This window comes from Cohaesibacter gelatinilyticus (genome assembly GCF_900215605.1).
In the GTDB taxonomy this organism is placed as follows: domain Bacteria; phylum Pseudomonadota; class Alphaproteobacteria; order Rhizobiales; family Cohaesibacteraceae; genus Cohaesibacter; species Cohaesibacter gelatinilyticus.
The window spans coordinates 260,516-285,211 of sequence record NZ_OBEL01000005.1; the positions used below are offsets into that span (position 1 = coordinate 260,516).

General features: G+C 50.4%; 23 protein-coding genes. 19 read left to right on the forward strand and 4 right to left on the reverse strand.

The window, feature by feature from the left end; genetic code table 11:
* Positions 1–10 precede the first annotated feature (10 nt).
* The 16 genes from CRO57_RS18890 to CRO57_RS18965 all read left to right on the forward strand — a co-directional run bounded on the left by CRO57_RS18890 (position 11) and on the right by CRO57_RS18965 (position 19,393).
* Positions 11–1,696, forward strand: coding sequence for an ABC transporter permease (locus CRO57_RS18890; RefSeq protein WP_342068287.1), 1,686 nt, complete (start codon positions 11–13; stop codon positions 1,694–1,696).
* A gap of 69 nt (positions 1,697–1,765) precedes the next feature.
* The gene (locus CRO57_RS18895) at positions 1,766–2,419 is read left to right on the forward strand and encodes an ATP-binding cassette domain-containing protein (protein WP_097155186.1); all 654 of its coding nucleotides are present in this window, start codon (positions 1,766–1,768) and stop codon (positions 2,417–2,419) included.
* Between the two features lie 75 nt (positions 2,420–2,494).
* Complete coding sequence (gene hrpB / locus CRO57_RS18900; RefSeq protein WP_097155050.1) at positions 2,495–4,954, forward strand: ATP-dependent helicase HrpB; 2,460 nt, start codon at positions 2,495–2,497, stop codon at positions 4,952–4,954.
* A 433-nt stretch (positions 4,955–5,387) separates the two neighbouring features.
* Entirely contained in the window at positions 5,388–6,386 is a 999-nt protein-coding gene (locus tag CRO57_RS18905; RefSeq protein ID WP_210200941.1) for a BMP family lipoprotein, read from the forward strand.
* A gap of 556 nt (positions 6,387–6,942) precedes the next feature.
* Positions 6,943–8,484 (forward strand): ABC transporter ATP-binding protein, encoded by a 1,542-nt coding sequence (locus CRO57_RS18910; protein ID WP_244580161.1) that lies wholly within the window; start codon positions 6,943–6,945, stop codon positions 8,482–8,484.
* A complete protein-coding gene (locus tag CRO57_RS18915) occupies positions 8,481–9,596 on the forward strand; it encodes an ABC transporter permease (protein WP_097155053.1) in 1,116 nt (371 codons plus the stop codon). Before CRO57_RS18910 ends, CRO57_RS18915 begins: the two co-directional genes overlap by 4 nt.
* Before the next feature lie 18 nt (positions 9,597–9,614).
* A complete protein-coding gene (locus tag CRO57_RS18920) occupies positions 9,615–10,586 on the forward strand; it encodes an ABC transporter permease (protein WP_097155054.1) in 972 nt (323 codons plus the stop codon).
* Positions 10,587–10,599: 13 nt separating this feature from the next.
* Positions 10,600–11,034, forward strand: coding sequence for a cytidine deaminase (cdd, locus tag CRO57_RS18925; RefSeq protein WP_097155055.1), 435 nt, complete (start codon positions 10,600–10,602; stop codon positions 11,032–11,034).
* Positions 11,035–11,853: a purine-nucleoside phosphorylase gene (locus CRO57_RS18930; protein ID WP_097155056.1), complete on the forward strand. Its 819-nt coding sequence runs from the start codon at positions 11,035–11,037 to the stop codon at positions 11,851–11,853.
* Positions 11,854–11,872: 19 nt separating this feature from the next.
* Positions 11,873–12,631 carry a deoxyribose-phosphate aldolase gene (deoC, locus tag CRO57_RS18935; protein WP_097155187.1) on the forward strand — a complete coding sequence of 253 codons (759 nt, stop codon included), beginning with the start codon at positions 11,873–11,875 and terminating at the stop codon, positions 12,629–12,631.
* Entirely contained in the window at positions 12,631–13,941 is a 1,311-nt protein-coding gene (gene deoA / locus CRO57_RS18940) for a thymidine phosphorylase (protein ID WP_097155057.1), read from the forward strand. The genes deoC and deoA overlap by 1 nt, the downstream gene beginning before the upstream one ends.
* Positions 13,942–13,980: 39 nt before the next feature.
* Positions 13,981–15,222, forward strand: coding sequence for a phosphopentomutase (locus CRO57_RS18945; protein ID WP_097155058.1), 1,242 nt, complete (start codon positions 13,981–13,983; stop codon positions 15,220–15,222).
* A 71-nt stretch (positions 15,223–15,293) separates the two neighbouring features.
* The gene (locus tag CRO57_RS18950; protein WP_097155059.1) at positions 15,294–16,319 is read left to right on the forward strand and encodes an adenosine deaminase; all 1,026 of its coding nucleotides are present in this window, start codon (positions 15,294–15,296) and stop codon (positions 16,317–16,319) included.
* A 120-nt stretch (positions 16,320–16,439) separates the two neighbouring features.
* On the forward strand, positions 16,440–17,069 hold the full coding sequence (gene upp / locus CRO57_RS18955; RefSeq protein WP_097155060.1) for a uracil phosphoribosyltransferase: 630 nt from the start codon (positions 16,440–16,442) through the stop codon (positions 17,067–17,069).
* Between the two features lie 188 nt (positions 17,070–17,257).
* Complete coding sequence (locus CRO57_RS18960; protein ID WP_097155061.1) at positions 17,258–17,794, forward strand: retropepsin-like aspartic protease family protein; 537 nt, start codon at positions 17,258–17,260, stop codon at positions 17,792–17,794.
* A gap of 93 nt (positions 17,795–17,887) precedes the next feature.
* Positions 17,888–19,393 carry a phosphomannomutase/phosphoglucomutase gene (locus tag CRO57_RS18965; protein WP_097155062.1) on the forward strand — a complete coding sequence of 502 codons (1,506 nt, stop codon included), beginning with the start codon at positions 17,888–17,890 and terminating at the stop codon, positions 19,391–19,393.
* A gap of 60 nt (positions 19,394–19,453) precedes the next feature.
* Here the strand turns inward: CRO57_RS18965 and CRO57_RS18970 are convergent, their stop codons facing one another.
* Positions 19,454–20,068 (reverse strand): HAD family hydrolase, encoded by a 615-nt coding sequence (locus CRO57_RS18970; protein WP_097155063.1) that lies wholly within the window; start codon positions 20,066–20,068, stop codon positions 19,454–19,456.
* 112 nt (positions 20,069–20,180) lie between these two features.
* Here CRO57_RS18970 and CRO57_RS18975 point away from each other — a divergent pair, with 112 nt between their 5' ends.
* On the forward strand, positions 20,181–21,254 hold the full coding sequence (locus tag CRO57_RS18975) for a phosphate/phosphite/phosphonate ABC transporter substrate-binding protein (RefSeq protein ID WP_097155064.1): 1,074 nt from the start codon (positions 20,181–20,183) through the stop codon (positions 21,252–21,254).
* 20 nt (positions 21,255–21,274) lie between these two features.
* On the opposite strand, the gene CRO57_RS18980 is transcribed toward CRO57_RS18975, so the two are convergent.
* The 3 genes from CRO57_RS18980 to CRO57_RS18990 all read right to left on the reverse strand — a co-directional run bounded on the left by CRO57_RS18980 (position 21,275) and on the right by CRO57_RS18990 (position 23,224).
* On the reverse strand, positions 21,275–21,817 hold the full coding sequence (locus tag CRO57_RS18980) for a TadE/TadG family type IV pilus assembly protein (protein WP_097155065.1): 543 nt from the start codon (positions 21,815–21,817) through the stop codon (positions 21,275–21,277).
* 17 nt (positions 21,818–21,834) lie between these two features.
* On the reverse strand, positions 21,835–22,383 hold the full coding sequence (locus CRO57_RS18985; RefSeq protein ID WP_097155066.1) for a TadE/TadG family type IV pilus assembly protein: 549 nt from the start codon (positions 22,381–22,383) through the stop codon (positions 21,835–21,837).
* A 364-nt stretch (positions 22,384–22,747) separates the two neighbouring features.
* On the reverse strand, positions 22,748–23,224 hold the full coding sequence (locus CRO57_RS18990) for a pilus assembly protein N-terminal domain-containing protein (RefSeq protein WP_170956171.1): 477 nt from the start codon (positions 23,222–23,224) through the stop codon (positions 22,748–22,750).
* A 457-nt stretch (positions 23,225–23,681) separates the two neighbouring features.
* On the opposite strand from CRO57_RS18990, the gene CRO57_RS18995 reads away from it, so the two are divergent.
* Together CRO57_RS18995 and CRO57_RS19000 are read left to right on the forward strand one after the other, a co-directional pair.
* Positions 23,682–23,855 carry a Flp family type IVb pilin gene (locus tag CRO57_RS18995; protein ID WP_097155068.1) on the forward strand — a complete coding sequence of 58 codons (174 nt, stop codon included), beginning with the start codon at positions 23,682–23,684 and terminating at the stop codon, positions 23,853–23,855.
* Positions 23,856–24,018: 163 nt separating this feature from the next.
* The gene (locus tag CRO57_RS19000; RefSeq protein ID WP_141401277.1) at positions 24,019–24,594 is read left to right on the forward strand and encodes an A24 family peptidase; all 576 of its coding nucleotides are present in this window, start codon (positions 24,019–24,021) and stop codon (positions 24,592–24,594) included.
* Positions 24,595–24,696: the final 102 nt, after the last annotated feature.

Sequence of the window (24,696 nt, forward strand, 5' to 3'; positions counted from 1 at the left end):
CAAAAGGCTCTTGCTTCAATTTGCACCCATGTTGGCTGTTGGCCTTATGCTAGGGCCAATTCTGTTCGGCCTTGCTGGCTCACTGGCTCCAGCCTTTGGCTTTTTGCCAGCATTGGGCGGGGAAGAAGTGACAATCGGTCATTTTGCAAGATTGTGGCAAACACCGGGATTGTCCGGCTCCATTTGGTTGAGCCTCTCGTCAGGACTGATCACGACATTCTTGTCCCTAAGTCTGGTCGTGATGCTGATCAGTGCCTGGAGTGGCACTCGCTTTTTCTCCTTCATTCAGCTTCTGATTTCACCACTTTTATCGATCCCTCATGCTGCGACGGCATTCGGGCTCGCTTTTCTGCTGGCACCTTCTGGGTGGATCGTTCGCTTTCTGTCGCCAGAACTGACTGGTTGGACACGTCCGCCTGATTGGCTCTTTCCAAAAGATCCGGAAGGCCTGGCTTTGATTGCAGGTCTTGCGACCAAGGAATTGCCGTTCCTGCTTCTGGTGACCTTGGCCGCCTTGCCACAAGTGGATGCTGTACGCAATGCAAGGGTTGCCCAGACTCTTGGCTATGGTCCGATGGCAAGTTGGTTATTCGCGGTCTGGCCACGTCTCTACAAACAAATAAGGTTGCCGGTTTTTGCCGTCATAGCCTACGCAACATCTGTAGTGGATGTTGCCCTCATTCTTGGCCCAACCAATCCTCCGACCTTGGCGGTCCAACTGGTGCGCTGGATGTCTGATCCGGATCTGCAATATCGCTTTCTGGCGTCTGCCGGGGCGATTCTACAGTTGTTTGTGACCTTGGCTGCTTTGGCGGTCTGGTGGCTGGGCGAAAAACTGACCGCAACCCTTTTCAAAGCTCTTGTCGGCGGTGGCTGGCGTTTCCAGCGTGATGCAGCTTGGCGGTTGGCCTCGGGAACCTTGGTTCTTATCGTCATTCTCTCTCTTATTCTGGGATTGGCGGGCTTGCTTGTCTGGTCATTTGCCGGTTTCTGGCGCTTCCCAGAAAGTTTGCCACAGGCTTTCACTCTGAAAAGTTGGATCAAGCAATTGCCAATGCTTGCCGAACCATTGCTGAACTCTATTGGCATCGGATTGCTGGCCGCTATTATTGCCCTTGTGATCACGCTGCTTTGTCTGGAACAGGAAACGAGAGCTGGCCAGAAGGCCGGGGAGGGGGCGTTGACGCTCCTCTATATTCCATTGATCATTCCGCAAGTTGCTTTTCTCTTTGGACTGCAATTGCTGTTCTTGTTGTTGGGATGGGAGCATTCGGCTCTGGGCCTACTGCTCTCTCATCTGGTCTTCGTATTGCCCTATGTCTTCTTGTCGTTGGGTGACCCGTGGCGACATTTTGAGCCTCGCTATGCGCAACTGGCAGCAAGCCTTGGTGCTCAGCCTTGGAAAATTTTCTTCCGTATTCGCTTGCCACTTCTCCTACGACCTATCATGACAGCGGCAGCTGTGGGATTTGCAGTATCCATCGGTCAATATCTGGCAACTGTGCTGATTGGTGGCGGCAGATGGGAAACGATCACGACAGAAGCCGTTGCGCTCTCATCCGGCGGTAACAGGCGCATCATCGGGATTTATGCCATTATGCAAATGATCCTGCCATTCGTGGGCTTTGCCTTGGCCATTGCATTGCCTGCTTGGATCCACCGTAACCGGCGTGATATGAGCCCGCATCATCATTAGCCCGTTGGAAAGAAGAGCATGACCCAATCAGAAACATTCGATATGATCGATCCTTCCATCGCGACAGAAATGGTGCAGGACAAGCTGGTTGCTTCCGGTTTGCAACTCAGCCAGATCGACATTGCTCTGGATGGCAAGTCCTTGTTGTCGGTCTCACTGGATGTGAAACCCGGTCAGATTGCTACCATCATGGGTCCTTCGGGGTCTGGAAAATCTACCTTGCTTGCCTATATCGGTGGTTTCCTGGCATCAGAATTCAAGGCTTCAGGTAAGGTAATGCTGAATGGCTGCGATATCTGCGCGCTGCCAGCCCATGAGCGAAAGATTGGCATCCTCTTTCAGGATCCGTTGCTCTTTCCTCATCTCTCTGTTGGCCAGAACCTGCTCTTTGGTCTCGCGAAGGATGCGCGGGGGAGCGAGCGGAAAGAGCGGGTTTGTGCCACGCTGAAAGATATCAATTTAGCTGATTTTTATGATCGGGATCCAGCAACGCTTTCCGGTGGTCAGAAAGCACGGGTGGCACTGGCCCGGGTTCTACTCTCACAGCCGCAAGCGTTGCTGCTGGATGAGCCATTCTCCAAACTCGATGCATCATTACGCGCGCAAATGCGTCAATGGGTGTTTGATAAGGCAAAAGCACAAGGTGTTCCAATTCTGCTCGTCACCCACGATGAGGAAGATGCCAAAGCCGCAGCCGGGCCTTTGATTGATCTCGGGCGGTAAGCCGAGGCGCGATCCGAACACGAAACAGACAATCTTTTTCCTTGCTTTGTGAAAGGCAGACGGGTAGGCGAGGTTATGGCCGAAATATCTTTACCTCAATTGCCCATTCTGGAAGCACTTCCTGCATTGAAAACATCGATGCTGGACGGCAACAAGGCAGTACTGATTGCTCCTCCTGGAGCTGGTAAAACGACGTGTGTTCCGCTTGCCTTGCTGAATGAGCCATGGCGCAAGGAAGAAGACGGCAAAATTATCATGCTGGAGCCGCGCCGTTTGGCTGCCAAGGCGTCCGCCCGCCGCATGGCGTCGATGCTTGGTGAGAAGTCGGGAGAGCGTGTCGGCTATAGAGTGCGCATGGAAAGCCGTGTCTCCGCCAAAACCCGCATTGAAGTGGTAACGGAGGGCGTCTTTGCACGCATGATCGTTGAAGATCCATCGCTGGATGGGGTTGCAGCTATTCTCTTCGATGAATTCCATGAACGTAATCTTGATGGCGACAAGAGCCTTGCTTTTGCTTTGGATGCACAGGAAGCTCTTCGCGATGATCTGCGTATCTTGGTCATGTCGGCCACGCTGGACGGTGGACGGGTGTCTTCCATGCTGAGTGACGCACCAGTGATTGAAAGCATGGGGCGGGCTTTTCCGGTTGAAGCACGCTACCGACCGCGCAAGCCAAGAGATCGTCTGGAAGATGGCGTTTGCACCACTATTCTGGAAGCAATCGCAGAAGAGCAAGGATCTGTTTTGGTATTCTTGCCCGGCCAAGCGGAGATCATGCGCGTGAATGATCGATTGAGCGGCAAAATCCCAAAAGAATGTTTGCTCGCCCCACTTTTCGGTGCAATGGAAGGTCGAGAGCAGGATCGAGCCATTCAACCTGCACCGTCGGGACAGCGTAAGATTGTTCTCGCAACGTCCATTGCCGAGACGTCACTGACAATCGAAGGGGTGCGCATTATTGTCGATAGCGGCCTGGTTCGACGTCCGCATTTTGAGCCCGGATTGGGTCTGTCGAGACTTGAAACGGTGCGTGTTTCGCGCGCCAGCGCAGAGCAGCGCCAAGGTCGCGCTGGGCGAACCGAGCCCGGTATCTGTTATCGCTTATGGGACAAAGGCCAGATGGCAGCGCTTCCTGCTTTCGAGCCACCCGAAATACTGCAAACCGATCTGTCTCGCCTGGTACTTGATCTTGCCGTTTGGGGAGAGAGGGATCCAGAGAACCTGCGTTGGCTTGATTTACCTCCAAAAGCCGGTTGGATTGAGGCGGTCAAACTGTTGCAATCTTTGGGCGCATTGGATGAGGAAGGTAGTCTGACCGATCACGGCAAACAGCTCGCTCGGCTTCCTGTTCCTCCACGCCTCGGCCATATGATTGTTACGGCAACGGGAGAGGGTTACGAATATCTCGCCTGTCTGATCGCTGCGTTACTGAGTGAAGGCGGGCGTTTACGTCACAATGACCTGCGCCGCCTGTTGCAGGATTTACAATCAAACCGGTTGAACAATGCCAAACAGATCAAATCTCTCGCCAAACGCTGGATGAGTGGTAAGCCAGCAGGGTCAGTTAGAATTGAGGAAGCGGGCCGTATTCTGGCGCTCGCCTATCCTGATCGCGTTGCGATGCGACGCGGTGCAAAGGGGGGCTATCTGCTGGCTTCTGGCCGTGGTGGAATACTGCAAGAAGATGATCCTCTCAATGCCAACCAGTTTCTGGTGGTTGCAGATTTGCAGGGCGCTGCCAGTAAGGCGCGCATAACCTTGGCGACACCGATCACCAGATCCGAGATCGAAGCCGAGCTTGGTCATCATTTTGAAGAACGAGAGCAGGTCGAGTTCGACAGGCAGAGCAATAGCGTGCGGGCACGCCAACAGCTCTGTCTTGGCAAAGTGGTACTGGAAGAGAAAAAGCTCAAGAACCCATCGCCCGAAGCGCTGCAGACAGCCTTGATTGATGCCATTCGCCGCAAAGGTACGAAAGCGCTTCCTTTCACCAAGGAACTGGAACGTTGGCGAGGGCGCGTTCTATTTGCATCTACACGAGAAGAGGGCTGGCCAGATTTTTCAGATCAGGCTCTCCTCGACACACTGGAAGATTGGTTGCAGCCATTCCTTGCCGGGAAAATGGCTGTCGACGAGCTGACATCTGGGGATTTGAAGGTAGCCTTGCAGGCACAATTGCCTTACGAGAAGCTGTCCGGTTTGGATGATTTGTTGCCAAGCCACTTCGTTGTACCCACAGGTTCCAAAATTCCAATCGACTATGCGGAGCAGAATGGTCCGGTGCTGGCCGTACGTGTGCAGGAACTGTTTGGCTTGGATCAGCATCCCACGATTCTGAACGGACAGATCCCGCTGCTTCTGCATTTGCTCTCTCCGGCTCAACGCCCAATACAGGTGACGAGAGACCTACCTGGCTTTTGGCGGGGAAGCTGGAAAGAGGTCAAGGCAGATATGAAGGGGCAATATCCAAAGCATGTTTGGCCTGATGATCCCCTGGCAGCAGAAGCAACAAGAAGAGTAAAGCCTCGGAAATAAGAGGGCGATTGGGACCTGATCTATAGGTTATCAACTGAAAAAGAGTCGCAGGATTTACCGGAAAGATGATGCCTATTTTAGGTCAAAAATTGTGCATCTGTGCGAATTTAAAGATCAAATGATAGCATTTCAGCAGCGATATGAGCGTGAAATCATATCGGTGAGGTGCAAATTTATTGCTCAAAACCGCCAAATCATTCTCTCTTACGCAAAAAACAACAAAAATCATTCCTCCATGGTGGAAATCAAAGATTCTGGCTGCAAAGAGCGCTAGACCGTGCAAGACTAAGGTTGAAGTTTGGGCCGTATTGTTTTTGGGTGAACTGACAGATCTTGCGAGTCGATCGATCTGTATAGGGCGCATAGGAGACGATATGGCTCCAATATCGATGATTATGGAAATAGAATCATAACATTTATGAAGGGGATGCTTATGTTGCGTCAGTTTTTCGGTGCTGCAGCGCTTGCGACTATGATGGTTGCTGCGCCTTCGCTTGCTGCAGAAATCAAACCTGCTGTGGTCTATGACCTCGGTGGCAAGAATGACCAGTCATTCAACCAGTCCGCCTATGCAGGTGCTGATAAATACGCCAAAGACACAGGCACTGCCTACAAGGATTTCGAGCTTCAGAACGACACCCAGCGCGAGCAGGCCATGCGTCGTTTTGCCAAAAAAGGTCACGATCCGATTGTTGTGATCGGCTTCTCTCAGGCCGAAGCTCTGAAGAAAGTAGCGCCGGAATTCCCGAACACCAAATTTGCCATCATCGACATGGTTGTTGATCTGCCAAACGTGCGCTCTGTTGTGTTCAAGGAGCATGAAGGTTCCTATCTGGTCGGTCTGTTGGCTGCCAAAGCTGCACAGTCTGACAAGGTCGGTTTCGTTGGCGGTATGGATATCCCGCTCATCCGTGCATTTGCTTGCGGCTATAAGCAAGGTGCCAAAGCAGCCAATCCTAAAATTGAAGTGTTCGAAAACATGACTGGGACCACCGGCGCGGCATGGAATGATCCGGTGAAAGGTGGCGAGCTTGCAAAATCTCAGATCGACCGCGGTGCTGACGTTGTTTATCACGCAGCTGGCGGCACCGGCGCTGGCGTTCTGCAGGCAGCAGCAGATGCTGGCAAACTCGGCATCGGCGTTGACTCCAATCAGAATGGCATTCATCCGGGTAAAGTTCTGACTTCAATGGTCAAGCGCGTTGACGTTGCTGTTTACAATGCATTCAAAGATCTGGCTGATGACAAATGGTCCGCTGGCATCAATGTTCTGGGTTTGGCTGAAGATGGCGTTGCCTGGGCGGATGACAGCAACAACAAGCCTTTGATCTCTGATGATATGCGTGCCGCTGTCGAGCAGGCTACCAAAGACATCATTGCAGGCAAGATTGTTGTTCACGATTATCGTGCAGATAACACATGCCCATATTAAGATAAACAAGACGCTCCGAAATACAATTTCGGAGCGTCTTTTTATTTTATGATGACGAACAAACCCGTCTGGGTTGCCCGTCATTAAAGCTTTTGGCAAACCGAAGTTCGGAAAAATCGCGGAATTCTTGTTCGCTTTTTTCGAGCCGAAACCAAAATTCTGATCATTTCCTCTTTGCGATGAAATGAGAGAAAAAGGTTTGACAAGCTCTTCACATCCACACATTTCCGCACTTTGCCAATGGCTGACAAGCGGACCAGATAAGGCACATGTGCTTCTGGCATTGCCAGAGCAGACAAGTGCAGCGCTAGACAGGTTAACTGGATCCAGTGGGACGACGGGCTTAGGGCGTGCCTTTCGAAAAGTTGAAGCACTTTTCGGACAAGGACTCGCTTCAAAACGAAAACTTAAAGCATTGCTTGTGATTCAAGGATCGCTGGCAATGTCTTGAAGAATAGGGAACTAAGCCTTGGATAGTGAGCATGCCAACTCTACCGACTCCCCCCGGCTCCCCGCACAGGCACATAAGGCCGGGGCGCGCAATGATCAGTCAGCCATTCAGTTGGTCGGAATTGAAAAACGGTTTGGGCAGGTTTATGCCAACCGCAACATTGATCTGACCGTCAAGAAGGGCTCCATTCACGGCATCATCGGCGAAAATGGTGCAGGTAAATCGACCTTGATGTCCATTCTGTATGGTTTCTATCAAGCGGATGCTGGTGAGATCTATATCAACGGTCGGTTGGAAAAGATCAGTGACAGTCAGAAAGCAATCTCAATCGGTATCGGCATGGTGCATCAACATTTTATGTTGGTCGATAACTTCAGTGTGTTGGAAAATATCGTTCTGGGTGTTGAAGGCGGCCGGACGCTTGCTGGTGGAATGTCCCGGGCACGCAACGAATTGAAGCGCCTGGCAGATGAATATGCTCTGGATATTGATCCGGATGCCTTGATTGAAGAACTCCCCGTTGGTTTGCAGCAACGGGTCGAGATCCTCAAGGCGCTCTATCGTGGAGCTGATGTCCTTATCCTTGATGAACCGACCGGTGTTTTGACACCGGCAGAAGCTGATCACTTGTTCCGAATTCTTGAGCAATTGCGTGATCAGGGTAAAACCATCCTGCTCATCACTCATAAGCTGCGCGAAATCATGGCCATCACCGATGAAGTATCCGTCATGCGCCGCGGTGAAATGGTCGCGACAGTCCAGACTGCGGAAAGCTCTGTCGAAGAGCTGGCTGAATTGATGGTTGGACGGCATGTGCTGCTGAGCGTCGAGAAAGAGCCGGCCACACCGGGTAAAGAAATCCTGAAGGTTGAGAACCTGACTGTCACCGATAAACGTGGCGTGACACTGGTGGATGATGTTTCCTTTTCTGTGCGTGCAGGTGAGATTGTCGGAATCGCAGGTGTCTCCGGCAATGGCCAATCAGAATTGATGGAAGCCATTGCTGGTATGATCAGAGCAAGTTCTGGCCGTGTGCTGCTGAATGATGATCCAATCGGTGTGACGCAAAAAGCTGATGCCAACGAGTTGCGTCATCGCGGAATGGCTCATGTGCCAGAAGATCGCCACCGTACTGGCCTTGTGACAAAATTCCCGGCAACGGAAAACATGATCCTTGGTTATCAGGATCTCGACAAATATGGCTCCGGCATGTTCCTGGATCTGGGCGCCATTCTCGAAGAAACGCAAACCTATATGGACGATTTTGACGTCCGACCACCGGATCCGAACCTCAAGGTTGCCAATTTCTCAGGTGGCAACCAGCAAAAACTGGTTCTGGCTCGCGAAATGGAACGCGATCCAGACATCCTGCTGGTTGGTCAGCCAACCCGTGGTGTAGACATAGGTGCGATTGAGTTCATCCATAAGCGCCTCATCCAGCTGCGTGATGCAGGGAAAGCTATCCTTCTGGTTTCCGTTGAACTGGACGAAATTCGTTCTCTGTCCGACCGAGTCCTGGTCATGTTTGCCGGCAAGGTTGTTGGTGAACGTGACGGCTCTGCGTCTGAGGGCGAATTGGGTTTGATGATGGCTGGTATCAGCAAAGAAGATGACAAAGCCTCCCAAAAAGAAGGAGAGCCATCATGAGTGCTCCTTTGGCAAAACTTCCCAAATGGGTTGATTATGGCCTCATTCCATTATTGAACCTGACTGCGGCTTTGCTGGTCTCAGGACTTGTGGTGCTCCTGATTGGTGAAAATCCGTTGGAAGCGGTTTACTGGCTGGTACAGGGCTCCCTCGGTTACGGCGAAGGCATTGGCTTCACACTCTATTATACCACCAATTTCATATTCACCGGTCTTGCTGTGGCAGTAGCTGCCCATGCAGGCTTGTTCAATATCGGGGGTGAAGGTCAGGCCTACTTCGCTGGTCTCGGCGTCGCACTCGCTTGTCTGGCGCTTGATCATTATATCCCCTGGTGGATGACCTTCCCGTTTGCTTTGCTGGGAGGCGCACTTTTCGGCGCAGCTTGGGCAACCATTCCTGCCTATTTGCAAGCCAAACGTGGTAGCCATATCGTTATCACCACCATCATGTTCAACTTCATCGCATCAGCGGTGATGGCGTATCTCTTGGTAAATATCCTCAAGCAACCTGGTTCCATGCAGCCGGAAAGCCGCACCTTCGTTGAAGGAGGCCGTCTTCCGTTTGTGCATGAAGTTCTGGAATGGATTGGCATCAAGATTGAACACAGCCCGCTGAACCTGTCCTTTGTCGTGGCGTTGGTAGCTTGTGTGATGGTATGGGCGCTGATTTGGCGTACTCGTCTTGGCTATGCCATCCGTACCATGGGGACCAATCCCAATGCTGCTGTTTATGCCGGTATGAATGTCTCCAAACTGACCATCGTCACCATGATGATTTCAGGTGCCTTGGCCGGCATGCTGGCATTGAATGAAGTGATGGGAACTCAGCATCGTTTGCTGCTTGATTTTACTGCGGGATATGGCTTTGTGGGCATCGCGGTGGCCTTGATGGGGCGCTCCCATCCAGTGGGCATCATCATGGCCTCAATCCTGTTCGGCATGCTCTATCAGGGCGGCGCTGAACTGGCGTTCGAGATGCCAAAAATTACCCGTGATATGATCATCTCAATTCAAGGTCTGGTTATCCTTTTTGCCGGAGCTATGGAGCATATGTTCCGTCCTGCCTTGATCAAGATTTTCGTCCGCAAGCCAATCGCCGCTGGCGCGGTTTAAGGGAGAAGGAGAGAAACGATGGAATTTCTGGAAACCTTCACCCTGATTCTTGATTCAGCCTTACGTTTGTCGGTGCCTCTGCTATTGGCCTGTCTCGCGGGGCTCTACTCCGAGCGTTCTGGTATTTTCGATATTGGCTTGGAAGGCAAGATGTTGGGTGCAGCCTTTGCAGCAGGGGCCGTTGCTTATATCACCAGCTCCGCTTGGCTTGGATTGTTAGCTGCTATCGCGGTTTCTGTCGGGCTTGCTTTGGTCCATGGCTATGCATCTATCGCCCAACGCGGCAACCAGATTGTCTCTGGTGTCGCCATCAACTTTGTAGCCGCTGGTTTGACAGCCCTGCTCGGTCAGGCTTGGTTCAGCATGGGTGGCAAGACGCCACAATTACCAAACGAAGCGCGCTTTCGTCCTATCGAATTGCCATTCGCTGAAAGCTTGCGGGATGTGCCAATCATCGGCCAGTTTTATTCGGAACTACTCTCTGGCCATAGCCTTCTGGTCTATGCTGCCATTGCTGCAGTTCCATTGACATGGTGGATCCTCTATCGCACCCGCTTTGGTTTGCGTTTGCGTGCTGTTGGTGAAAATCCCGGTGCAGTGGATACGGCTGGTATTTCCGTGATTGCTCTGCGCTATCAAGCGGTGATGATCACAGGTGTTCTTTGCGGTATTGCAGGATCCTACCTGTCCATTGCCCAGTCTGCGGGTTTCTCCAAGGATATGACCGCAGGTAAGGGTTTCATCGCTTTGGCGGCGCTGATCTTTGCCAAATGGAAACCGATCAATGCCCTTGGGGCTTGCTTCCTCTTTGGTTTCCTCGATGCTGTTGCGATCCGTGCCCAAGGCACAGTGCTTCCGGTTATTGGTGAAGTGCCTGTTCAATTCATGCAAGCGCTGCCTTATATCCTGACTGTGGTCCTGCTTGCGGGCTTCATTGGCAAGGCAATTCCACCAAAGGCTGGTGGCGTGGCCTACACCAAAGAACGCTAGAATCGAGGCTGACATGACAGACAATGCAATTGAGGTCACTCCTCAAACCCTTGAGCTATTCCAAATGGCAGTGGAAGCTCGTGACAAGGCCCACGCCCCTTATTCGCGCTTCAATGTCGGGGTCGCCTTGCGCACTGCATCCGATAAAGTCCATGTAGGAGCCAATATAGAAAATACCTCCTATCCCGAAGGTTGGTGCGCCGAAACCTCCGCAATTTCCCACATGATCATGGCAGCGGAAAGTGGTGCTGATCGCCAAATCGTGGAATTGGTGGTGATAGCAGAACTAGATCCTCCCATCACACCATGTGGAGGATGCCGTCAACGGATCAGCGAATTCGGCACGACGAACACAATCATTCATGCCGCAGATCCAGGTGGCATAAAATCCTCATTCACGCTGGGCCAGTTGCTTCCAGCCGCTTTCAATCTGGAAGGAGATGCTTAAATGACCACGCAAGGTTTGGCGCGCGATGCCGCAAATCGCGTAATGGAAAAAGCTCCCGGCTCTTGCCAAATCGGTATGGTGCTGGGGTCTGGTCTCGGCTCTCTGGCTGATCAGGTAGAAAATGCGGTGCGTTTTCCTTATGCCGATTTGCCCGGATTCCCAGTCTCATCAGTCTCGTCTCATGCATCAGAGTTGATTGTTGGCACCTTGATGGGTGTGAAAGTTGCGATCCTCGCTGGCCGTGCGCATTTCTATGAATCTGGCAATGCACGTGTGATGGAAGTTCCGCTTGCAACTCTTAAGGCTCTGGGCTGCGAGGAGATATTGTTGACCAATGCTGCAGGTTCTCTGCGCGAAGAAATCGCACCAGGCGAGTTGATGCTGATTGACGATCACATCAACTGGTCCGGCCGTAATCCACTGATCGGTATTGAAAGCGAAGATCGTTTCGTTGGACTGACCGAAGCCTATGATGCCTCCATTCGTGCCAATTTAACTCGGGCAGCGGTCGATGTAGGCGTTGATCTGAAAAGTGGTGTCTATACATGGTTCTCCGGTCCAAGCTTTGAGACACCTGCCGAGATTCGAGCCATCCGTATGCTCGGCGCTGATGCTGTTGGCATGTCCACGGTGCCAGAAGTCATCATGGCGCGCTGGATGGGGCTGAAAGTGGGCGCGGTCTCTACCATCACCAATTATGGCGCTGGCATGAGCGGCACGGAATTGTCTCATGAAGAAACCAAGGAAGTCGGCCCCATCGGTGCTGTGAAACTGATAAAAGTAATCCGGGCCTATCTGGCCAATAAGGCAAAGATTTAAAGGAAGAAAGACCATGAGCATGACAGACCAAGAGCTTGCCCAAAAGGCCATCTCTCTTTTGGATCTGACCAATTTGAATGACGATTGTACGCCTGCTGATATCGAAGCACTCTGCGCCAAGGCGCAAACGCCTTATGGCAATACGGCAGCAATCTGTATCTGGCCACGTTTCATTCCACAAGCCAAGGAACTGTTGAACGGCACCGGCATCAAGATTGCCACCGTGGTCAACTTCCCTGCTGGCGGCGAAGATGTTGCAGGTGTGGTCGAAGAAACCAAACAGGCTCTGACTGATGGTGCAGACGAGATTGATCTGGTGGTGCCTTACAAATGCTGGCTTGAGGGTCGTCGGGGTTATACCGAGACCATGGTTGTTCGTGTGCGTGAAGCCATTCCAGCCCCTGCCAAGCTGAAAACCATTTTGGAAACGGGTGAGCTGAAAGACGAAGCGATCATTCGCGAAGTGTCCGATATGGCCATTGAAGCAAGTGCTGACTTCATTAAGACCTCCACTGGCAAAGTCAAGGTCAACGCTACGCCAGAAGCTGCCGAAGTCATGATCGAAGCCATTGCCCAAAGCGGTCGTTCGGTTGGTTTCAAGCCAGCTGGTGGCGTGCGTTCCTTGGAAGATGCAGGGGCTTACTTGGCTATCGCTGACAAATATATGGGTGCAGATTGGGCCAAGCCTGAGACTTTCCGTTTTGGTGCGTCTGGCGTTCTGGATGCTTTGCTTGCCGCGATGGAAGGTAAGATAGAACAGGCTGGGGAGGGCTATTGATGCTCGCTCAGGAAATCATTCGTAAAAAACGCGATGGCGGGCGTCTGAACAAGGACGAAATCCAGTTCTTCGTTGATGGCATCACCAATGGTGGCGTCTCGGAAGGCCAGATCTCCGCTCTTGCCATGGCTGTCTATTTTCAAGGTATGGAATTGGATGAGCGGGTCGCGCTGACCTTGGCCATGCGCGATTCCGGCGTCGTTCTGGATTGGTCCGAGCTGAACGGACCTGTGGTGGACAAGCATTCCACCGGCGGTGTAGGGGACAATGTCTCTCTGATGCTGGCTCCGGCATTGGCGGCTTGTGGTGCCTATGTTCCCATGATCTCTGGTCGCGGCCTCGGCCATACCGGTGGTACATTGGACAAGTTTGATTCCATCCCGGGCTATGTCACCCAACCAGACAATGCACTCTTTCGCAAAGTCACCAAAGAAGTCGGCTGTGCTATCATCGGGCAGACGGCGGATTTGGCCCCGGCGGATAAGCGCTTTTATGGCATTCGCGATGTCACAGCGACAGTGGAAAGCATTCACCTGATCACGGCTTCCATCCTGTCCAAAAAACTGGCGGCAGGTCTCGATGGCCTGGTGCTGGATGTGAAATCCGGATCTGGTGCCTTCATGCCAAGCCACGAGCAAAGTCAGATCCTTGCCAAGAGTTTGGTCACTGTTGCCAATGGTGCTGGCGTGGAAACATCTGCTCTGCTTACAGACATGAATGAGCCACTGGCAACTGCGGCCGGCAATGCCATTGAGATGAAAAATGCAGTGGACTTCCTGACAGGGGATCATATTGATCCACGTAACTGGGAAATCACGGTCGCTCTTGGAGCGGAGATGCTCCGCATCGCAAAGCTGGTAGAGACATTCGAAGATGGCGTTTCCAAAATGGAAGATGCTTATCGTTCGGGTGCGGCAACTGAGAAATTCTCCCATATGGTGACTGCCTTGGGCGGTTCGGGCGACTTTGTAGAGAAGATGGATAAATATCTAACCTTGGCTCCAAAGGTCGTCGATATCATCACCCCAAAAGCCGGTTATGTTGAGGCGATCAATACCCGTCGGATTGGCATTGCTGTGGTTGAGCTTGGTGGTGGTCGCCGCAAGGCTAGTGATGAAATTGATCACAGCGTTGGCTTGGACAATCTCGCTGGAATTGGCGACAAGATTGAACAAGACCAGCCGATTGCCCGGGTCTATGCCCACACTGATGATCAGGTGAAACGCGCTATGGAAATGGTGCAACAGGCCTATCAGATTGGCGAAAGCAAGATCGATAGCCGTGCGGTTTATGAAACAATCACAGGCTAGAAAAGAGCCTGTCAAAACCCAATAGAAGGAGGTGCCATCATGGCACGGGCATTTCTTCTGGTACTAGATAGTTTCGGCATTGGTGGTGCTGCCGATGCTGCTCAATATGGTGATCCAAACCATCCCGATACAGGCTCCAATACTCTGGGCCATATCGCAACTGCCTGCGCCAAGGGCGATGGTGATAAGGATGAATTGCGTTCGGGGCCGCTGCAGATACCCAATATGGATCGTTACGGTCTTGGTTTGGTGGCTGAAAAGGCTTGCGGTGAACGTCCGGCCAACTTGAACCATGGCGATGAGATTGACGGTTTGTGCGCAAACGCGTCAGAAATTTCAAAGGGCAAGGATACGCCTTCCGGTCATTGGGAGATTGCAGGTGTTCCGGTTCCCTTCGATTGGGGTTATTTCCCTGAGACCGAGCCAACCTTTCCTCCTGAAATGACCAAGGCTTTTCTGGAGAAGACCGGACTTCCGGGAATTCTGGGTGATAAGCATGCATCTGGTACTATTGTGATCAATGAGCTTGGCGAAGAGCACATCCGTACAGGCATGCCGATCTGTTACACTTCGGCTGACTCGGTTTATCAGATCGCAGCGCATGAAGAGCATTTTGGCCTTGACCGTCTCTATGAGATTTGTGAAGCGGCTTATGAGCTGGTTCAACCTTACAATATTGGCCGTGTGATTGCGCGTCCCTTCATAGGCGATAGTCCTGCCAACTTCGAGCGAACCGGCAACCGCCGGGACTTCTCGGTTCTTCCACCGGAACCAACCCTGTTGGATCGTGCAAATGAAGCAGGGCGAGAAGTCATATCGGTTGGCAAGATCTCCGATATTTTTGCGCATCAGGGTGTAACCAGAAAAATCAAAGCAACGGGCAATCCCAATATCTTTGATGCCACGCTGCAAGCCATTGAGATGGCGAAGGACGGTGATCTGGTCTTCTCCAATCTGGTCGATTTTGACATGCATTATGGCCATCGTCGCGATGTGCCAGGTTATGCGGCTGCGTTGGAATATTTCGACAAGCGCATTCCGGAGCTGGAAGCTGTGTTGCGTGATGGGGATATGGTGATCCTTACCGCAGATCATGGCTGCGATCCCACATGGCCGGGAACAGATCATACCCGTGAGCAGGTGCCAGTGATGATGTTCGGCCCGGGTATCAAGGCACGATATGCCGGTAGTCGAGCAACCTTTGCCGATATAGGCGAGACTGTGGCCGACCATCTGGGGCTTGCACCCGGCAAGCACGGGACATCGTTCCTGAACGCATGAAGCAAAGATAATCCCGGCATCTCGCCGGGATTTCTCTATCCATCATCCAAGATAAGAAAAAGGAAAATCGGATGACAAATAAGCTGAGTTCATTGAGCTATGAACCAACAGGTCAAAAGCTGCCAAAGGCGGAATTGCACTGCCATTTGGAAGGAGCTGCCTATCCTGACTTGGTGCGCAGACTCGCAGCGCGTCATGGGGCAAACCTTGACGATATCATCGACGATAATGGTTCGTATATTTGGACCGACTTCACCAGCTTTCTGCAATGTTGGGACCGAGTGGCAGCCGTCATTCGTACGCCAGAAGATTATGCCGATCTGGTGGAAGATTATCTCAAGCGCAATGCAGAGGAAGGATGTCTCTATACCGAGTTTTTCATCTCTCCCGATCATGTTGCGCTGATGGGCATGAGCTATGATAATCTGTTGGAAGGCGTAGCCGAGGGTTATGAACGTGCCAAAACCCGGAGCGAGAAAGATGGCTTTCCAATTGAGGCCCGTTTCATTGTGACCTGCGTGCGTCACATGGGGCCGGAAAAAGCAATCGGTGTCGCCAATACCGTTGCAAATAGGCCTCATCCACTGGTAACCGGTTTTGGTATGGGTGGGGATGAGCGCATGCATAGCCAGAAAGCTTTTGCACCTGCTTATGAAATTGCGACTGAAGCTGGTTTGAAATGTACGACCCATGCAGGGGAGTTTGGTGGTCCGGAAAGTGTTATTGATGCGTTGGATCATTTGCCCGTTGATCGCATTGGTCACGGTGTCCGGTCCAGCGAGGACACAGATCTTATGAAGAGACTGGTTGATGAGAATATCGTTCTCGAAGTTTGTCCCGGCTCCAATGTCTCGCTTGGCCTTTATGATAGCCGCAAAGATCATCCAATCGATAAATTGATACAGGCGGGGATCAAGACAACTATCTCGTCGGATGACCCTCCGTTCTTCCATACCTCCATTGGTGAGGATTATGATGCTATGGCGCAAATCAAGGGATGGGACCGAACGACAATGCTCGGTTTCACTAAAAGATCCCTGCAGGCCGCCTATCTCGATGAGACAACTCGTTGTGCCTTGTGTGAACGTGTAAAATAACGGCGGAAAACCCCGCATAAGCCCCTATCTCTCCTGCTTCTGGAGCTTGCAGGCAGGGGAGCGCTTGGGCTAAAGACAAGGAATAAGATCAGATATCAAAATGACAAGGACTTGGGCGCAATGAAACAGGTAACAGTCGTAGACCACCCGCTGGTTCAGCATAAACTCACCATCATGCGGGATAAGGATACGTCAACCGCCAGTTTTCGTCGTTTGCTGCGCGAGATCTCTCATTTGCTCTGCTATGAAGCCACCCGCGAACTGGCAATGACCACCAAAACCATCGAAACACCTTTGATGGAAATGGAAGCGCCGATGATTGCTGGCAAGAAGCTGGTCTTTGCATCTATCCTGCGTGCTGGGAACGGTCTTTTGGAAGGCATGCTGGATCTGGTGCCATCCGCTCGCGTTGCTCATGTTGGCCTTTACCGTGATCCGAAGACCTTTGAAGCTGTCGAATATTATTTCAAGGCGCCGGAAGACCTGCAAAACCGTTTGGTTATTGCAGTTGATCCGATGTTGGCTACCGCCAACAGCGCTATCCTGGCCATCGAAAAACTGAAAGAGCGCGGTGCCCATAATTTGCGATTTGTTTCTCTTCTGGCAGCTCCAGAGGGCGTGAAAGCTTTCACTGATGCGCATCCGGATGTACCAATCATCACAGCAGCCATTGATGAAAAATTGAATGAGAAGAATTATATCATTCCTGGTCTTGGTGATGCGGGTGACCGCATGTATGGCACCAAATAAGCCAAATTATCTGACAGGGTAGATTTATAAGTCTACGTCCTAATACAAGGCCTGAAGGAGCAGATCCTTCAGGCCTTGTTTACTTTAGATTTCAAAAAAAGCACTTCATTCAGTCGCCAGCCTCCTTCCCTTTACTCCTTCTTGGCGCTTTTCCATCATGCTGCCTGCCAACACAAGGAGTAGGCAAAATGGTGCGTTTGATTATTCTTGCGGGGCTTGCTATCGGCATTTTCTCCTACATGCCTCATTTGGTCACGAATTTCATGGAAACCAATGGCTATAACGATCCGGGTCCTAGCACTTATGCCGTCAGAACCGAGACCAACCGGGATCAAGCCAGATCTTCCTCTTCCCCCGGGAGACTGCGATTGAAAGCAGATAGTCGGGGACATTTCCTGACACGTGCCCGGGTGAACGGACGCTCGGTTCGGGTTTTGGTGGATACAGGTGCTTCCAGCGTTGTTCTTTCCTATGAAGATGCTCGCAAGATAGGTCTGAATCCCAGATCTTCGGATTTCACGATCAGAGTGCAAACGGCCAATGGTGAGGGAAGAGCTGCCCGGGTGAAACTGCGTACCATTGAGCTGGGGGGGATCCGGGAAGACAATATTGAAGCCATGATTGCACCCAAGGGCACATTGCAGGTGAGCCTGTTGGGTATGACATTCCTGAAAAAGCTCAAACGCTTTGAACTATCACGCAATCGGCTCATTCTGGAAAATTAGCATATTCAACACAGAGCGGGATTGTTGTAAGCCTGTATTCATAATCTTTAGCTTATATCTTGCGGACCAGTTCGTATCAGAGAGGAACTTTTCATGTTTCCAAAGCCATCGGCTTCCATCAAGAGCAACACTTATGAGTTCGAAACCAAACCCTTGGTCAAACCAACCGGGTTTCGGGAATATGATGCCCGCTGGTTGTTTGGAGAAGAACTGAACCTGATGGGTGTGCAGGCTCTTGGAGCTGGTATTGGCACCGTATTGCATAAGCTGGGCGTGGAACCTTCCATCATTGTAGGGCACGATTTCCGCGGCTATTCCGCATCTATCAAAATGGCTTTGATCACCGGCCTTATGTCAGCTGGTTGCAAAGTCAAGGATATCGGTCTCGCTCTGTCTCCCATGGCTTACTACGCTCAGTTTGCGCTGGATTGTCCGGCTGTTGCCATGGTCACTGCTTCTCATAACGAAAATGGCTGGACCGGCGTCAAGATGGGCGCAAATCGCCCTTTGACTTTTGGACCCGATGAAATGGCGATGCTGCGGGATGTGGTGCTGAATGGTCAGCAGGAAATACGCGAGGGCGGTGGTCTGGAAATTGTCGAGGATTTTGCCAAAAGTTACATGGATGATCTGGCCAATCGCCCTAAACTCAAGAACAAGCTCAAAGTTGTTGCCGCATGTGGCAATGGGACTGCCGGGGCCTTTGCTCCACATGTGCTGAAAGCCATTGGTTGTGAAGTGATTGAGATGGACTGCGACCTCGACCATAGCTTCCCCAATTACAATCCGAACCCGGAAGACCTGAAGATGCTGCATGCGCTTCGAGACCGGGTACTGGAAACCGGAGCTGACGTCGGCCTGGCTTTTGATGGTGATGGGGATCGATGTGGTGTCGTCGACGAAAAAGGTAACGAGATTTTTGCTGACAAGGTTGGTGTTATGCTGGCCCGCGACATCTCGGCAATCCATGACAACAAGCAATTTGTGGTGGATGTCAAATCAACTGGCTTGTTCAAGACGGACCCGGTATTGAACGCCAATGGTGCAGTGACCGATTATTTCAAAACCGGCCATTCCTATATCAAACGTCGAGTAACGGACTTGAATGCCATTGTGGGTTTTGAGAAATCCGGTCACTTCTTTTTTAACGCACCTATTGGCCGTGGCTATGACGACGGTATTCTCTCTGCGTTAGCTGTCTGCGATATGCTGGATCGCAATTCGGACAAGAGTATGAGTGATCTGTATAGCGATCTGCCAAAAACCTATGGCTCACCCACCATGTCGGCCAAATGCGCTGATGAGATCAAATATGAAGTGGTGGATCGGGTGGTAGCCAAACTATCAGGCATGGTCGAAGCGGGTGAAAGCCTTGGTGGCCAAAAACTCATCGATGCGGTCACGGTCAATGGTATTCGCGTGACGGTCGAAGATGGCACCTGGGGGCTGGTTCGAGCCTCCTCCAACAAGCCTGAAATTGTGGTGGTGATCGAGAGCCCTGCAAGTCAGCAGCGTCTGGAGGAGATGTTTGAAGCAGTCGATGCTGTTCTGCGCGAGAATCCTGAAGTCGGAGTATACAATCAGACCCTCAAAGGCTAGTATCAGTCTGATAGCTTTCTTGAAAAGGCGCTCCTCGAGCGCCTTTTTGCATTTTGGCACTCAGATGGGGAAGCCACGGGTGCGCAAGTCTTGTCCGAGTAGCTCTGGCTTGATGAAATGGTGTGTCTGCAGTCCGACCTGTCTTGCTCCTTCGATATTGGCAACACTGTCGTCAATGAAGAGGCATTCCTCTGCTCGCAATCCGTTTCTTTGCAACAGCATATTATAGATGGCTTTGTCGGGCTTGATCAGCCTTTCCTCCCCTGAGACAATTATATCTTCAAACTCATAGAGGAAAGGGAAGCGTTGCTGTGTCTCGATGAATGTGTCAGAGGCAAAGTTGGTAATTGCATAAAGCGGAACAGCTTGTTCTTTCAGGCTTTCTTTGATGGCAACGGTGCCCGAAACTGGACCTGGCACCATTTCATGCCAACGGGAGCGAAAAGCTCTGATTTCATTTTCATAGTGTGGGGCGCGTGCAACGAGTTCTTCCTCGGCCGTGTTCCAATCTCGTCCACGATCTTGCTCAAGGTTCCAGGCCCATAAGTCAGTCTCGTCGATAAACCGGTTGATAGCTTCCTCATCAGGGAAGAGCTTTCGATATAACAGTCGCATGTCCCATTGGATCAGGACATTTCCGATATCAAAGATAATGGCAGAGATTGGCGCAGACATGGATACTCCTGATTCATACAAAGCAATGATAAGACCAGTTTGATCCCATCGTCATATGACCTCATTATGGCATTAATGATTCGAACATCGCTTTCAATGTTTGGAAATACGAATGCCCTTGATGTTTCAGGCCACCAGTCGCCTTCGTTCAGTCCTTTTTCAGATTGTGATTGCCTTTATCGTCAGCAATCTGCTGCTGCTGACCGCAAGCCATAGCCAGCAGAACCAGCAGCAGGTGACCCAACCTAATCATGAAAATGAAAAGGGTGAATTCCTTCTGCCAGTCGTTCAGGCGCAATCACCGGATCAGGTGCAAAGTCAAATCTTGCCAGAATTGTCCCAACAAGCCCAACCCTCAATTCTGAGAATCGGTCTGGTTGCCACTCGTGGTGCTGCCTACTTGCAGGCACGGATTGAACCATTTCGAAAATATATGGTGGCTGGTCTTCAGCGTCCTGTCGAAATCATAGCCTTTCCAACGGCCAAAGCGCTGGTTTTGGCTCATATTTCCAAACAGATTGACTATGCCTATTATCCAGCCAGTGCCTTTGCACAGGCCTATGCCTCTTGTGGGTGTGTATTGCCGCTGGTGGCACCGGTTCTCGACAATGGTCACAATGGTACCTTCATGGTGCTGGTGGTCAAGCAGAACAGCAATATCAAGTCCTTGTCAGATCTGACAGGTAAGAAGTTGGCTCTATCGTCTACCAAAGCTGCAGTGCCCTATCATATGGCGATGAATGAGTTGCGCCTCGCTGGCTTGGATCCGACGATTGATCTAGCTGAAGTGGTGGCTGAGAAAAAACCGGAACTGGCTCTCGAAAGACTGTTCAAGGGAGAGGTGGATGCGGCATTGGTTTGGTCTTCCACGCCCTACAATCATAGCTTGTTGACCGCTCCGGGAGCAGTGGCATCCTATATTGACGGTTTGGCGAAGAAGCGTAAAACTTTGGGAGATCCGGACTTCATTACCATCTGGCAATCACGTCCGGTGCCACCAAGTCCGCATGCTGTGCACAGCGATATGTCCAAGGAGGACAGAGCACGTTTGACCACGATGCTTATGGCAATGGTCAAGGATGCCCCGGATGCCTATGACGCAGTGGAGCGCTATCATGCAAGTGGGTATCGATCTGTCCAGCTTAAAGATTATGCGCCCTTGCTGGATATAGCTACAACCAATTAGCGACAGTGCGAGCCCGCAACTTAGTTGGTGCTGGCAACACTCGTGGTTAGACGCGGTACCATGATGGCACTGTCCTTGAGATCGATTGTTCCAGTTATACCGCTCAGAAAGCTGGGTTTATAGGCTACCTCGGTTTCCGAAATGACATAGAAACTGTTAGGGACTCTCAATCCTGCTGGCAATGCATTTACGCCCAAACCGGTACCACCACCTGTTGTTCGTTGCCAGGCAAGGCGAACTCTGCTCCGGGAATCAACGGATACACCGATCAAGTGCAACTTCAATGTTTGATCATTGAAGGGATACATAACCGCTTCAACAGCTTCTACATATCCATTGTAAGTGGCGTTTGAAATGACGTCCGATTGGGTTGTCAAATCTGCCAGAACCGTTGCAGCATGATCCGTGCGTTTCTTCACCAGATAAACCATGGACAATTCCCATGATGTGAAAATGAAAGCCACCATCACAGGCAGAATAACCGCCAGCTCCGTAGCCGCAATGCCTCGATCATCCTTGCGGAATTGACGCAGACAACACAAAATTGGAGAAAAAATCGACATATTCAAGCCTCACTGCATTAGAATGGTTCGTTACGAAACGCCGCAGTAGCGCTTAAATGGAAATCCAGATCATGGCCCGTTCCAAACAAGTTTGCCAATTGGGAGAAATACTCGACAGCGAGATAGACTTTGACAATAACGTAATCTTCTCGATCACCTATCTGGAACGCACCGCCTTCTTGATCTATTGATCCGTTCTTCCTTGGAGGATTGAAATTGATGTCTTCCGGTGCATCAAAACGTCGAACGTCAACGATCAAGTTTGCTCGACAATCATTTTCAGACATGGCGACGTTACTGCAAACAGCATTTCGAAACTGGGCTAATCCCATTCCCGCTGTTTGTGCCTGGCCAGTTCTAATCTGACGACTGACAGATTGAATAGATGTATCCATGCTTTGAGAGATCCACAAAACATGACCGCCTAGCAGCATGAGGCCAATGAGTGCAAAAAAAGGAGCACCAATCATGGCAAACTCAACTGCGGTTGCACCTTTCTCGTCTTTTACGAAGCGGTGGCGCAATTTTGCCAGCTGAGATATCCTCAACATTCGGTTCGGGCGCATGAGCAGCAATCCTGTTCTAGTTAGCCAATCTCCAGCGGTGCAATGTGACAGCAGAAGGCTTGGCTAGCGAATATAGATCTGGAACCATTCAGAAAATAAGTAACATGACAGCGGAAAGGCGACCCCAGATATGCTGTTTAAACGGGGAGGTGTTTATGCTGCAAGAGATGTATGTGCAGTAATACAGCATCCACGTTTCAACGAGCCATATATTGGCCGAGAAACCTTTCAGTTTTGTTGGGAAAACTGGTTAACAGGATACTACCAGACCACCTACAACGCCGCTCTTTAAAAGCGAGAAGAGGAAAAATGGTTCTGGGGAAATGATCTTCCAGACAAGACCTATATATAGTGAGTTGAATTCCTATTCGCCATCAATTTGTGCAGGATCAGATGTTGCATCTGAAAAATGCTGTGAGAATTGCTGCGATAAATTGCTCAAAGTATCAGGATCGTCACCAATTCGATAAACCGGATCACATTCCGGACTACAGTTAAGAGTGCTACGTTTGGCACCACGATAGACGACCACCGAGCTACTACGGTCAGATGATACGGTCAAAACTTCATCTGCAATTGGCTCTCCGGCGCTATCAAGAACAATAAGGTTGGTAGTGCCGTATCTTTTGCCAGTAATGATGAGCGTCTGGCTGTCCTTAATAGTAGCATCGGCGATAGCGGGGTTCCCAATAATAATCATCGAGGCGGGCCGAGCAATCTTCATCACCTTGGCCCGATCAACTTTGACTTGAATGGCTCCTGTCTCCTGATTTGCTTTTGCAGAAACAGGAAGAAGGCTGCAAAACAGACTCAGAGCAAGAAAGCGAGCGAGGATTTTCATCCGATACATCCATCAAATTGGTCTAAGGAATAGAATAATTGTCGCCCATGATGGAAAAAAATGGTGAAGGAAGGCTTAAACCATTTTGATTGAAGCCATTCGCGTTGGCCATCAATAGATCACATCTGCCCGATTGCTGATATTATATGCAGTTTAAATATTATATTATAAAACATATTGTAGAATATTTAAAATTTAAATAGATATAGATCTTGGTGTTATTTAGTAATAATTTATTATTAACTAATATATTCTTAGTATGAATGAAGTTTTGAGAAAGTTGATTGCTATCAAAAAATTAACTATAGACTTCATGATGAATTTTAAAAACTAAAATCAAGTTGGGTTTAACTTGTTATCAATAATTGTCAGCTAGAAATGATCTTGTTCGAGGGGCGAAACAAAAACAAGCCTCCGGACGGAAGAGCTGTCAAATATGGAATTTTAGGAGTCCAAAATGAAGAATTTTGCACGTTTTCTGAACGATGAGTCTGGCGCAACCGCTATCGAATACGCTCTGTTGGCTGGCCTGATTGGTGTCGGCATTGTAGCTGCTGCGGGTACCTTGGAAGATGCGATTACCGCACTGTTCAACCGTATTGGTACTGCACTTGGCGCGGCTGCTGTATAAGCATCGTCAAGACCTTTTGGCAACAATGTTGCCATGAGAATAAAGTGGAAGGTTGCCTATGGCAGCCTTCCATTTTTTGTATCTGAGAAATTGTAATTAATATTTATAATTCAAAGAGTTATAAATCTACTCATAAAGTCTTTGGTAAACTTTCAATGTCATCGTGGGCTGGAGCAAACGTTACAAGTACTTTAAGCGGTTGAATAAGGAATGTGGTATGTTTGAAGCGGTATTTGGTTGGGCCTTGTTGCTGTTTGCACCCTTGGTATTTGCTTATGCAGGTAGCTCAGATCTGTTCTCTATGCGAATTTCAAACAAAGTAGCGCTTGTCTTGTTATGTGCATTTCCACTTTTTGCTTGGGGTGTAGATATGGGGGTTGACGACACATTGCCTCATCTATGGACTGCGTTGATTGTTCTGGGGGGCTGCTTTATTTTATGGCAGGTCAATGCGATCGGTGGTGGCGATGCCAAATTTGCTGCGGTGGCAGCCCTATGGCTTGGGCCTCATATGACAATTGCTTTTCTTGCTCTGGCATCGATCTATGGTGCAATCTTGGCAATCTTCTTTTTAGTTGTCAGATCCCGGCCTTTACCTGGAGCTTTCACTTCTATCGAATGGATCTCTCGTTTGTATACCAACAGTCGAATACCTTATGGCATTGCACTGGCTGCATCAGGCATGCATCTATACTCCGGTTCCGATTGGATGCGCCAAGGTATTGAAATGCTAACCTGAAGGCAATTTTTCTTTCGTGAAATAAATAAAGTTCAGCTGTAGTAGTGAGAATGATCAGGGCCGCAAGGCCCTTTTTTGTTGTGATGAGGATGATCAGAATTC

Coding starts and splice junctions, on each gene's coding strand:
- cdd (WP_097155055.1), top strand. CDS start 10,600: ATGACAGACAATGCAATTGAGGTCACTCCTCAAACCCTTGAGCTATTC.
- CRO57_RS18960 (WP_097155061.1), top strand. CDS start 17,258: ATGGTGCGTTTGATTATTCTTGCGGGGCTTGCTATCGGCATTTTCTCC.
- CRO57_RS18970 (WP_097155063.1), bottom strand. CDS start 20,068: ATGTCTGCGCCAATCTCTGCCATTATCTTTGATATCGGAAATGTCCTG.
- CRO57_RS18895 (WP_097155186.1), top strand. CDS start 1,766: ATGGTGCAGGACAAGCTGGTTGCTTCCGGTTTGCAACTCAGCCAGATC.
- CRO57_RS18995 (WP_097155068.1), top strand. CDS start 23,682: ATGAAGAATTTTGCACGTTTTCTGAACGATGAGTCTGGCGCAACCGCT.
- CRO57_RS18945 (WP_097155058.1), top strand. CDS start 13,981: ATGGCACGGGCATTTCTTCTGGTACTAGATAGTTTCGGCATTGGTGGT.
- hrpB (WP_097155050.1), top strand. CDS start 2,495: ATGGCCGAAATATCTTTACCTCAATTGCCCATTCTGGAAGCACTTCCT.
- CRO57_RS18915 (WP_097155053.1), top strand. CDS start 8,481: ATGAGTGCTCCTTTGGCAAAACTTCCCAAATGGGTTGATTATGGCCTC.
- CRO57_RS18980 (WP_097155065.1), bottom strand. CDS start 21,817: ATGTCGATTTTTTCTCCAATTTTGTGTTGTCTGCGTCAATTCCGCAAG.
- CRO57_RS18950 (WP_097155059.1), top strand. CDS start 15,294: ATGACAAATAAGCTGAGTTCATTGAGCTATGAACCAACAGGTCAAAAG.
- CRO57_RS18985 (WP_097155066.1), bottom strand. CDS start 22,383: ATGCGCCCGAACCGAATGTTGAGGATATCTCAGCTGGCAAAATTGCGC.
- CRO57_RS18930 (WP_097155056.1), top strand. CDS start 11,035: ATGACCACGCAAGGTTTGGCGCGCGATGCCGCAAATCGCGTAATGGAA.
- CRO57_RS18920 (WP_097155054.1), top strand. CDS start 9,615: ATGGAATTTCTGGAAACCTTCACCCTGATTCTTGATTCAGCCTTACGT.
- CRO57_RS18990 (WP_170956171.1), bottom strand. CDS start 23,224: ATGAAAATCCTCGCTCGCTTTCTTGCTCTGAGTCTGTTTTGCAGCCTT.
- CRO57_RS18905 (WP_210200941.1), top strand. CDS start 5,388: ATGTTGCGTCAGTTTTTCGGTGCTGCAGCGCTTGCGACTATGATGGTT.
- CRO57_RS18965 (WP_097155062.1), top strand. CDS start 17,888: ATGTTTCCAAAGCCATCGGCTTCCATCAAGAGCAACACTTATGAGTTC.
- upp (WP_097155060.1), top strand. CDS start 16,440: ATGAAACAGGTAACAGTCGTAGACCACCCGCTGGTTCAGCATAAACTC.
- deoA (WP_097155057.1), top strand. CDS start 12,631: ATGCTCGCTCAGGAAATCATTCGTAAAAAACGCGATGGCGGGCGTCTG.
- deoC (WP_097155187.1), top strand. CDS start 11,873: ATGACAGACCAAGAGCTTGCCCAAAAGGCCATCTCTCTTTTGGATCTG.
- CRO57_RS18975 (WP_097155064.1), top strand. CDS start 20,181: ATGCCCTTGATGTTTCAGGCCACCAGTCGCCTTCGTTCAGTCCTTTTT.